10 protein-coding genes, 1 tRNA gene and 1 pseudogene are annotated in these 10,246 nt (G+C 54.6%); 8 read left to right on the top strand and 4 right to left on the bottom strand.

What is annotated here, in order from left to right; translation table 11 throughout:
• Window positions 1-293 (top strand): annotated as a pseudogene (locus PGX04_RS05185) (hypothetical protein); the annotation flags it as partial.
• 116 nt (window positions 294-409) lie between these two features.
• Here the strand turns inward: PGX04_RS05185 and PGX04_RS05190 are convergent.
• Window positions 410-1,318 carry an AEC family transporter gene (locus PGX04_RS05190; protein ID WP_273737527.1) on the bottom strand — a complete coding sequence of 303 codons (909 nt, stop codon included), beginning with the start codon at window positions 1,316-1,318 and terminating at the stop codon, window positions 410-412.
• A gap of 25 nt (window positions 1,319-1,343) precedes the next feature.
• Here PGX04_RS05190 and PGX04_RS05195 point away from each other — a divergent pair, with 25 nt between their 5' ends.
• The 4 genes from PGX04_RS05195 (at window position 1,344) to ppk1 (ending at window position 5,377) form a co-directional block, all read left to right on the top strand.
• Window positions 1,344-1,493 carry a hypothetical protein gene (locus tag PGX04_RS05195; protein ID WP_273737528.1) on the top strand — a complete coding sequence of 50 codons (150 nt, stop codon included), beginning with the start codon at window positions 1,344-1,346 and terminating at the stop codon, window positions 1,491-1,493.
• Window positions 1,490-1,759 carry a hypothetical protein gene (locus tag PGX04_RS05200; RefSeq protein ID WP_273737529.1) on the top strand — a complete coding sequence of 90 codons (270 nt, stop codon included), beginning with the start codon at window positions 1,490-1,492 and terminating at the stop codon, window positions 1,757-1,759. The genes PGX04_RS05195 and PGX04_RS05200 overlap by 4 nt, the downstream gene beginning before the upstream one ends.
• 558 nt (window positions 1,760-2,317) lie before the next feature.
• A complete protein-coding gene (locus PGX04_RS34430; protein WP_377042268.1) occupies window positions 2,318-2,494 on the top strand; it encodes a hypothetical protein in 177 nt (58 codons plus the stop codon).
• A gap of 501 nt (window positions 2,495-2,995) precedes the next feature.
• Window positions 2,996-5,377 (top strand): polyphosphate kinase 1, encoded by a 2,382-nt coding sequence (gene ppk1, locus PGX04_RS05205; protein WP_273737530.1) that lies wholly within the window; start codon window positions 2,996-2,998, stop codon window positions 5,375-5,377.
• Window positions 5,378-5,563: 186 nt separating this feature from the next.
• Here ppk1 and PGX04_RS05210 read toward each other — a convergent pair whose 3' ends face one another.
• Window positions 5,564-6,250: a metallophosphoesterase family protein gene (locus tag PGX04_RS05210; RefSeq protein WP_273737531.1), complete on the bottom strand. Its 687-nt coding sequence runs from the start codon at window positions 6,248-6,250 to the stop codon at window positions 5,564-5,566.
• A gap of 191 nt (window positions 6,251-6,441) precedes the next feature.
• Window positions 6,442-6,825, bottom strand: coding sequence for a death domain-containing protein (locus PGX04_RS05215; RefSeq protein ID WP_273737532.1), 384 nt, complete (start codon window positions 6,823-6,825; stop codon window positions 6,442-6,444).
• Between the two features lie 1,125 nt (window positions 6,826-7,950).
• Between PGX04_RS05215 and PGX04_RS05220 the strand changes: the two genes are divergently transcribed.
• Together PGX04_RS05220 and PGX04_RS05225 are read left to right on the top strand one after the other, a co-directional pair.
• On the top strand, window positions 7,951-8,457 hold the full coding sequence (locus PGX04_RS05220) for an SHOCT domain-containing protein (RefSeq protein ID WP_273737533.1): 507 nt from the start codon (window positions 7,951-7,953) through the stop codon (window positions 8,455-8,457).
• Between the two features lie 133 nt (window positions 8,458-8,590).
• The gene (locus PGX04_RS05225; RefSeq protein WP_273737534.1) at window positions 8,591-8,905 is read left to right on the top strand and encodes a hypothetical protein; all 315 of its coding nucleotides are present in this window, start codon (window positions 8,591-8,593) and stop codon (window positions 8,903-8,905) included.
• A gap of 238 nt (window positions 8,906-9,143) precedes the next feature.
• Here PGX04_RS05225 and PGX04_RS05230 read toward each other — a convergent pair.
• A tRNA-Val gene (locus tag PGX04_RS05230) sits at window positions 9,144-9,218 on the bottom strand.
• 190 nt (window positions 9,219-9,408) lie between these two features.
• On the opposite strand from PGX04_RS05230, the gene trpD reads away from it, so the two are divergent.
• A partial coding sequence (trpD, locus tag PGX04_RS05235; protein ID WP_273737535.1) for an anthranilate phosphoribosyltransferase occupies window positions 9,409-10,246 on the top strand: 838 nt, incomplete at its 3' end.

Genomic DNA, 10,246 nt, shown 5'->3' on the forward strand with positions numbered 1-10,246 from the left:
AGGACCTCGCGACCCGCGTCGACGACGGGACCGTCACGGGTGCGGACGTTCGAGCGGCCGAGGTCGGCGAGGGCCGCAAATCGACCCCCGAGATCGACGATATCGACCTCTCGATGGACGACCTCGAGACGGCACGGTCGGGAGACGGCGGCTCCGGTGGCAATACCGATCGGCCCGACGACGGCCCGCTCGCCGGGTCGGTCGACCGCGACGCGGACGGCGTGACGAGCGACGAATCCACGGACGACGAGCCCGGTTTGTTCGGCCGACTCAAGCAACTCTTCTCGCGGTAGTGGGCGGCTTCATCGGTCCGGATCGGTTTCATCGGTGGTCGAGGCATACCCCGGCCCTTGAGGTCGGGTTGTTGACCGCCACTCGAGAGTCGATGTCCGAAGCCGAACCCTGCCCGCTAGCTAACCAGCGTGATCAGGGCGAATAGCGTCGCGATGGAGGCCAGCGTCGTGACGAAGACGTTCAGCGACGCGAACTCCCGGTCGCCACCGAGTTCGTTCGCGAAGACGAACGTCGAGACGGCGGTGGGCGTGCCGAGCATCACGACGCTGGCAGTGAACGTCGCGGGATCGACGGCCAGCGCGGAGAAGACGGCCCACGCGAGGGCGGGCATCAGGCAGATCTTGAGCGCGACGACGGCGGCGGTCGCCCCGGCGTCGATCGAGGGCACGTCGACCTGCAGGGACGCCCCGACACAGAGCAACGCGACCGGTAAGGCGAGCGAGCCGACCGCATCGAGGCCAGTTGCGGCGGACGACGGGATCGAGATCCCGAGGGAGCCGACCGCGAGGCCGGCGATCAGTGTCGCCAGGATGGGGTTCGTCGCGAGTCCGCGAAGTTCGCGCGCGATCGAGGCGTCACCACCGTTGAGCGTCGAGAGGACGAGGATCGTCAGCGGCAACTGGATCAGCGTCACGACGCCCAGCACGACGCTCGCGATCGCCGTCACCGACGCGTCGAACGTCGCGGCGACCAGTGGCAATCCGAGATAGCCCAGATTCGAGTGATACGATTGGACGATCGCGACGCTCCGGCGGGCGCTCGAGTCGCGGTTTCGGTGGACGAGCGCGGAGAGTCCGGCGGTCGTGAACAGCACGAAGAGGAGGCCGGCGAGCAGCGCCGGCGAGAGCAGGTCCCCGATCGACCGATCGTAGGTGGAGACGAAGATCAGCGCCGGCAGCGCGACGTAGTAGGCCGCGGCGTTCAACAGTTCGGTCCGATGGCGGTCGAGGATCCCGCTCGTCCGCAATCCGGCTCCGACCAGCAACACGACGAGCAGCGCCAGCAGCCGGCCGACGACTTCCATAATCCGCTCGAGTCGACTCGCGGGTTTGTACCGTTCGATCTTCAACGACGATGAGATGGAGTTCCCTTGGCTCGGTCGGCTCGAGATCGGAAGCGACGACCCCGTCGCCCGATACGATCAAACGTTCATGATGCTGGACGACGTGGAAGGCCTCGAGGAGGTCGAGTCACAGTGACCGAGAGCACCCTTTCGGATATCCCGTCTCGGATCGGAGCGGGGCTCCGAAGCCGACTGCAGCGCCTTCGCTGGTGGTTCGCGCTGCGAGTCGGCGGCGCTCCGAGCTGTGCGGTCTGCGGCGACGAGGCGGCGTGGATCGCCGAGACGGAGGCCGAACCGCGCTGCTTTCGCCACATTCCGAGCGAGGGATCGGATGCGATACGAGACGTAGAGCCCGCCGACTGTTTCACCGACTGGGATAGCGACGCGGGATCTCGAGACTGACAGAGAGAAGTATCGACGAACTCGAGTTATAACAGTAGTTGGTAGTACGGTTCCTTTATTCAAAATTGGATTCGAAACTGAAACGGTCAATCTGGAAACTACACATGCTTACACAACGATTCACCTACATCCTCACAACGTATGTGATTTATCCGGCCGCGCCTACTAAAAATAGTAATGGAACACGATATCCCGGAAGATCACTTGATAGTTGAACATACGATTCCATAAGATGAAACGGTAAGTATAGCAACTGTCCATGCTGTAAGCACATTGAAAGAATGTAGCCCTTGCGATTTGACACCATTATATGAGAGGCACTGTCTAGTTAAGCGATTCTAACGTCAAACGCCGTTTCAGCGTCTGTCGAAGCAACACCGATGGGATCTGGGACCATTACTGTTTATGGGACGTTTGCTGAAGCAGCCGAATTTTCGCTGCTCGTGGAACAGGGTCTCTTTATGTTAAATCATAGATGGTAATTTCACAACCGATACCGTCACTTCATTGTCGTCCTGTCTTGCGGTTTCCCTTATCTAGACAGTACCATATGAGACGATAGATCCAGAAATGATGAATGACTTGTGTGAGTCACAACAGGATGGATCAGTTAAATTTGTCTACAGCGGCTTTCACATCACTGTTGAGAACGGTAATTATCTCGCACTTCGAGAGGAAAGGAGGTTCGGCATACCGTCCCTGACAACTACTGAACCAGAGGCGAACTCTATATGACTTTGGGACGGGACCAAATTCTTCGAGAGCGGCGGCGGTTTTACGAAGCGAGATACCTGTCGACTGAAGCCGCACCGCGAGCGTTCTGAGGGCGCTCGCGGTGCTCTCGTCATCCCAGCAGTGAAGCGGATCTGCTTCGAGCGTGACAGTGAACGGTTCTTGGAACTGCATGACAGCTGATTTCAAGAACTCCTCGCTCGTTGACTAGACATTGCTCTTTCTATGTACAGAAGTTGACGGTTTTTTCACCAAAAGCAAGACCTATAGCCTGCTATTTATGAATATGAACTGGTAAATGGCTACTACGATTCACGTCACTGCGGACCCGGTCTGGTCGGATCCCTCTATCGAGGGTCTCGAAGTCACTGACGCGGAATGGCTCCTCAACGTGGACCGAGACCACGATCTTATCAGGGGCCCCGCCGGCATCGAACCAGCAAATGGAATGTGTGACTCTCAAATTCGACATAATGTGGTTACTCATCTCTATAGGGAGGGACGATGAACGAGCGGGACCTGACCAATCCCGATTATTATCTCAACCGGGAGCTCTCGGAACTCGCCTATCAAGAACGTGTGCTGCGAGAGGGAATGGATGCCAGGAATCCCCCCCTTGAGCGGCTCCGATTTCTCGCGTTCTTCACCAAGAACATGGACGAGTTCTTCATGAAGCGTGTTGGTGGACTTAAACAACAGATCGACGCTGGCGTGACCGAGACGACGCCGGACGGTCGAACGCCGAAACAACAGTGGTGTGAGGTACTCGATACCGTCCGACCTCTTTTTCGAGAGCAGTCGAAATATTGGCAGCAGACCCTGAAGCCAACACTGGCAGAGGAAGGGATCGATATCCGTGAACCCAGCGAGCTATCGTCCGCCCAATATGAAGAATTACAGAACTACTACGAAGAATCGATCCTTCCAACCTTGACGCCACTCGCCTTTGACCCGGCCCACCCGTTCCCGTTCATTTCGAACCTTTCGCTGTCCCTTGCGGTGCTTTCCTCCGATGAAAACAGCGAGACGCGGTTCACTCGCATCAAGATACCGTCGAATCAACCGCGGCTGGTGGCGATTCCTAGGGAAACCGATCAGTACATTCTTATCGAGGATCTGATCGAGGCTAACCTCGACCTCTTACTACCTAATCTCGACATCCGTGACGTGTCAAAATTCAAGGTGACCAGAAACGCTGAAGTGCGGCGCAACGAGGAGGTTGCCGAAGATCTTATTGACGTGGTCGAAGAAGTCCTGGAGGAACGTCGCTTCGCCACCATGGTCAGGCTGGAGGTTGACGCCGAGATGCCTGACGAATCGGTCTCAATTCTCAAAGAGCAGCTCCATATGCAGGATCGGGAAGTGTTCTATCGGGAAGGGCCGATTGACTTCGAGGACTTCTTTGAACTCCTCGACTTGGAGTATCCCGACCTCAAACTACCGTCGTGGACGCCGAAAGCACATCCCCGATTGGGGACGGTCACAAGCGAGGCCAAAGATGAGGAGACGGATATTTTTAGGGAAATCCAGAAAGGAGACATTCTCGCACATCATCCGTATCACTCTTTCAAGGGGACGATACAGTATTTTCTCGATATGGCGGCGAACGACCCCAACGTACTTGCGGTGAAAGCAGCTATCTATCGGACGGCAAACGACTCCAAGATAATTCAGAGTCTCATCGACGCCGCCAACAACGGCAAACAGGTGGCGGTAATGGTCGAGCTCAAGGCTCGCTTCGACGAGAAGAACAATCTTGAATGGGCTCGACAATTAGAAGAAGAAGGAATTCACGTCGCCTACGGCACCGTTGGCTTGAAGACGCATACGAAGACAGCGCTCGTCGTTCGCCAAGAGGATGATGGCGTTCAACTGTACTCGCACGTCGGCACTGGAAATTATAACTCCGAGACGGCGAAGGGATATTCAGATGTTGGATTGCTAACATCTGATCGGGATATCGGGCAAGACCTTACGAAGGTGTTCAACTTCTTCACTGGACCGACCCTCGATAATCGCTTCCGGAAGCTCCTCATCGCACCAGTGACGATACGCGAGCGGTTCACCGAAATGATCAGACGAGAAATCGACCATGCTGAGTCAGGTCAGCGGGCACGAATCGTTGTCAAGGTGAACGGACTCGAAGATCCGTCGATGGTTGCGGAACTCTATCGGGCTTCGATGGCAGGGGTCAAGATCGACCTAATCGTGCGAGACATTTGTCGGCTCCGCCCAGAGATTGAGGGCTTGAGCGAGAACATCACTGTGCATTCGATCGTCAGTCGGTTTCTTGAACACGCCAGAATCTTCTACTTCGAGAATGCAGGCGACCCCGAGTGGTTCATCGGATCGGCTGACTGGATGACACGGAACCTCGATCATCGAGTTGAAGCTATCACGCCCGTGGAAAATCAACAGCTTCGAGAACAGTTACGCTTCATCTTGGAAGCCTCACTGAAGGATAATCGTCGCCGGTGGGTGATGCAAAGTGACGGACACTACGAGCAAGTCACGCCGGATGACGAACCGGTGTGGGATATCCAAGAGATCCTGATGGCTGCCTCTGAAGCTGCCGTTGATCGCGGTTATGGGCCTGGGATGGTAGTTGATACGGATCTTGTCGAGGACGACCTCCTGATCGACGAAGCTCCTGAAAACGAGCCGGGTATGGATTCCACGAATGCGGATTATGCTGTGGAGGCCGATGCCTCCGGTCCGGTGCAATCAGACGAGGGCAACAAATCCATCTTCGATATGTACTCCGAACACTGGTACCATCCCGATAGTGAGACGTACGGCTGGACGGTACGAACCACTGAGGGGGATCGCCGGTACTTCAAGACACAAAAGGGAGCCCGAGAACGCCTTCGAGCGGAATACGAGTAGCTGTCTCAAATCGCCTTCTCTCTTTGAATTCGGTATTCCACCATAGTCGTGACGTACAGTGTTTCCTTTAAGCTACGAGCCTTCGAATATCAGTAATTCTACTATGTTGCTTCAATTGGAAACGAACCGATTGATAAGATGGGTTACTGTTCTTGCCTGCTCGATACATGAGAACCGAGTAATGGTTCAGGCTATGCTGACGACTTTCGAATCGTCCCGCTGTTGATGGGTTGTCGTTTGCTCTACCGTGATGAATTCGCCGTTCTGGTAGTCGTACGCAGTGAGCTTTCCGCCGTAGACGCATCCAGTATCGAGACCGACGGCGTACTCCAGTTCCATGGGGCCCTCGTGGACAGTGTGTCCGAAGAATACGCGGTAAGGCCCATCATAGTCGTCGTACCAGAATGGCCCATCGTATCCTTCACCGGCGGGTGAACGCATGGTCAATAGCTCTTCGGCAGTATGGGTATCTAGTGGTCGATCGGGATCTACACCACCATGGGCGACGAGCGCGTCGTCGAACGAAATCACGACGGGAAGTGACTCGAAATATGCTCGATCGCCACTCCGTAGCCAGTTTGGATGCTTATCACCACGCACGATTTTCTGCTCATTATTTCCGCGGACACTGACGAGCCGATCATCATTGCGGACGAGGTCGATGACGCCGGGGCTATCTGGACCCTTTCGTACAAGGTCACCGACGAAGACGAGGAGGTCGTTATCGCTCGGGTCGAGCTCGGCTAAGAGTTTCTCCAAAGTGGCCCGGCTGCCGTGGACATCTCCGATGATATACACCTCCCTGTGGTCATCGATATCGAGCCGTTCGTGGTGTGATTCGACATTCTCACTGAACTGGGGTTTTGTATTCATTAGCGGGGTTTGAAGCTGAGATTCAAACGCTCAGTTGCGGTAGGAAATAATACTCCGTAATCGGATTAAGTTATTTACTAATAGAGCCATGTATGGCTATGTATCTTCTCGCTGCGATCGCTGGCTTGATCTTAGAGGTGGTATCCGGTGGAGGAATTGGAGACGGGTAGTGCGATTTGTCCTTTTGTCTCCTATTGTGCTGAGATACAGGCGTCGTCGGGTTTACGTGGTGAGTAACAGATTCCCCTGGCGTTGCTGCACTCGTGGCAAATCAGAAAGAAACGTGCCACCCACAGAAATTCCTTCAGAGATTTGATGTCTGGATATTCTTCGACGAGCGAAGAATCCCATTCCTCATGCCGCTTGCGTTCTTCGACGAGCGCGTATAGGCGATTCCCGATCCGATAACAGTCCGACGCAGAGATTTCACCGTTTGGCGAGATTCCAGTGGCTGTCTCTATGAAATTCAGATACCGGTCCACGTTGAGCCGCCATTCCGCATCGAAGACCTCAAGACCCTCGATAGCCGGATCCGACCAGACGGCATCCGCAGTAACGCTAATCGTCGTAGACATTTACTGAGTTATATCTCTAAATAGAACGATATAGATATTGCGGTTCGGAAAAATTATTAGGCTTTTATCTATAGATATATTAGACAGATTTAAAAAATACTTCGGTTAATACTGATAAATCCACTATCATAGACATCACGCATCAATCCAAATTACCTCAGTGAACGCAAGATGAGGCTTTCGAGAATGCTGGCTTAGCGTGACATCCGACGTTCAATTCTCAACAAGCGGGGGCCGGGTAGGCCCGAGCGCGGTAGGGCGGAGTAGTTCACAGACGAACCGATTGATGATACTGACTTCAATTGGCCTCTCAATTACTTTTATTCTAAGAATTATCTGCTTGGTCTATGGAAATGTCAAAATGTCAATTTCTTCACCTATACTGAACGGCAACTGCGTATGCGAATCGACCATTGAGGATGGAACGTGACAGAACACCAATTAGAAATCGATGGGTTCTTACTACTATATGGGAAAATGTCAGGAGTTATGGGTACGGCATCTCGAAAACAGGCAGCGGGAGTGTGCGCTGTTCTCACTTTCGGTATCTGTCTAACTGCTCTACCTATGTTCTCTCCGGTCTCATCCCGTTCATCGGGCTCTTTCTTGGTCTTGGAAGCCTTCTGGTTGCGGCAGGGTTCGTGGGCTATGTCTCAGGGCGTTGGGCGCTCAGTGTGGGCGGCTTCCTCTTCCTGTTTTTGAGTACCGTTCCACCCCCATTTATTGGTGGTTGTTTGGGGTGTGCCTACGATATCCCAGAGAATTACGTCTACTGGCAGCATATTCGAGTAGACTTCACTTTCTCATCACCGTTAGGGTTGGGGCCAGCCACTCGCATGACTGCTGAGCCTGCCGGATGCATCTGTGGGTGTCCATACTACTACCTTCCACTTATCCCCGTTTTCGGAGGATACGGATTACTTCTCCTTGCAGTTCTCGATATTGATCTACGGTCCCTTGCGCGATACGCCAAATAGCCACTCTCCTAAAACTACTAAATACGTTACTGATTGTCGAGAAGTTAGTACTGCACACGTACACTGTGCTGAACGGCAACTACACATGCTTACTGACCAATCGCACTTTTCGGTGCATTTTATCTCTTTTCGCACCAACCTGTTAGATATGGCCTCCCGGCACTGGCTGTATTTCGGTGGATTCGTAATTACTGGAATCCTGCTGGTCGGCGCGGGGTTGATGGGAATCGTCGATGGATTATCAGCACTCTCTGGTGGTGTCCCGGCGAGTGAGGAATTCATTCTGATAACGATGCTCGGAGCAGCGGCTGAATGGGTTCTGATCGTACTCGTCCTCGGAGTCATTACAGCAACGTTTCTCGTTGCAACGATTGTCTCTGTCCTCCGGACTACGTCACTCCCTCGTGACGATAGGTTGGTTTCGATCGTTGAATGGCTCGAGCGGGAGTACCCGCTTCTTCGCCGGTTCAATGTCTCCGAAACGGTCGAACCAACGACCGAAGATCGGCGACGGCAACTTAAGAAGCAGTACGTCGAAGGCGAGATCAGTGACGCCGAATTTGAACGGAAGATGGACCAGTTAGTGGATGGTACCAACTCGAAGAGTAGGTCACGGTCTGGAACGACGATCGAAATCGACGAAAGCTCACGATAGCTCGTTGGTCTCTACTGAACGGCAACTACAGATGTGCACTGAACAGAAATCGATCCACCCTACTACACAGAACAGTCATTCAATCTAAATCTAGGAAGAAGACTTTATAGGAGAATGTCCAATGGTAATTCGTATGAGCCAGGTCTATAATGAACTATACGAAGTAGTATCGAATGTACAGCGTCGGCAACTGTTGTTCGCCTTGCTGGAAGAGAGTCCGAAAACGGATTCACCCGAAGAACTCGATACTCCACCAAATATTACGAAATTTGAGAAATCAAATAGAATCGAACGCCAGCACGTTCATCTGCCGAAATTAGACGACTACGGGTTTATCAACTGGTTTCCTGAAATGAGTTACGTAGAACGCGGACCCAACTTTGACGAAATTGAACCCACAGTAGAATTGCTCGCTGAACATCATAAAGAACTTCCAGAAGGGAAGTGACCTGCCGGTACTCTCTTCGTCTGTACTTCTCACAAGTGTCACGTAACACGCTGAATAAAGCAATCGCGCTACTATCTGCTGATACCAGAATGAGTCAGCCGCTTGGGAGTTTGCTCGCAGGAAGTAGAGTGGTTGGGACAGCGTTGAACCACGGTCGTTTCGCTTCCTGGTTTAACTTATCCGTTGCAATTTCTGGCGAACCGATTGCTCACCGGTTCGTCGTGGAGTTCGACAAAAATGGGTTGGGGCAGAGTTGAACTGCCGATCTCCTCCATGTCAAGGAGGTGTCATAACCAGACTAGACTACCAACCCGCCTGGTTTCGCGTTCACACAGCCTGACGCGCGTCGTCACGCTGTCTACACCCAATCGTTGCCCGCCGCTACAATTGAAGGTTTCGAATCGTCCGCCGTACGCGAGTCGCCCCCATGCACCGGGACGATACGCTTAAGTCTATGTACTCATTTGGACATTGTAAGACAACTACGTACATTGGTGTTCACTATGAAGGAATACGTCGAACGAGTGGCGGACGGGGACGATCTCACGCAATCGGACGCTCGAGCGGCTTCGACGGCCGTTTTCGAGGGGGCAACGGAAGCACAGATCGGCGCGCTGCTGGCGGCGCTACGCGCGAAAGGAGAGACGGAGGCCGAAATCGCCGGGTTCGCCGAGGGAATGCGCGACGCGGCCAGAACGATCGATCCCGACCGGGCGCCGCTGGTCGACACCTGCGGAACGGGCGGCGACGACTACAACACGATCAACGTCTCGACGACGAGCGCCATCGTTGCGGCCGGGGCTGGCGTTCCGGTCGCCAAGCACGGTAACTACTCGGTTTCGTCGTCGTCAGGCAGCGCCGACGTGCTCGAGGAAGTGGGCGTGAGCATCGAGGCCGAACCGCCGGCCGTCGAGGAAGCCATCGAAGACGACGGCATCGGCTTCATGCTCGCGCCGGTGTTCCACCCGGCGATGAAGGCCGTCATCGGGCCGCGCAAGGAACTCGGGATGCGGACGATATTCAACGTGCTCGGGCCGCTGACGAATCCGGCCGGGGCCGACGCACAGATCGTCGGCGTCTACGATCCGGACCTCGTCCCCGTCCTCGCGGACGCGCTGTCCCGGATGGACGTCGACCGCGCGCTGGTCGTCCACGGTGCGGGCACCGACGAGATCGCCGTTCACGGCGAGACGCGCGTTGCGGAAGTCGACGGCGATTCCGTCGCGGAGTACGCGCTCGAGCCGAGCGAGCTCGGCCTCGCGACGCACGACATCGGGGCCATCTCGGGCGGTTCGCCCGCGGAGAACGCCGACGACATGCGCGGGATCGTCGAGGGGAGTG

This window comes from Natrinema soli (genome assembly GCF_028618695.1).

Coding starts and splice junctions, on each gene's coding strand:
- PGX04_RS05190 (WP_273737527.1), bottom strand. CDS start 1,318: ATGGAAGTCGTCGGCCGGCTGCTGGCGCTGCTCGTCGTGTTGCTGGTC.
- PGX04_RS05215 (WP_273737532.1), bottom strand. CDS start 6,825: ATGTCTACGACGATTAGCGTTACTGCGGATGCCGTCTGGTCGGATCCG.
- ppk1 (WP_273737530.1), top strand. CDS start 2,996: ATGAACGAGCGGGACCTGACCAATCCCGATTATTATCTCAACCGGGAG.
- PGX04_RS05225 (WP_273737534.1), top strand. CDS start 8,591: ATGAGCCAGGTCTATAATGAACTATACGAAGTAGTATCGAATGTACAG.
- PGX04_RS05210 (WP_273737531.1), bottom strand. CDS start 6,250: ATGAATACAAAACCCCAGTTCAGTGAGAATGTCGAATCACACCACGAA.
- PGX04_RS05220 (WP_273737533.1), top strand. CDS start 7,951: ATGGCCTCCCGGCACTGGCTGTATTTCGGTGGATTCGTAATTACTGGA.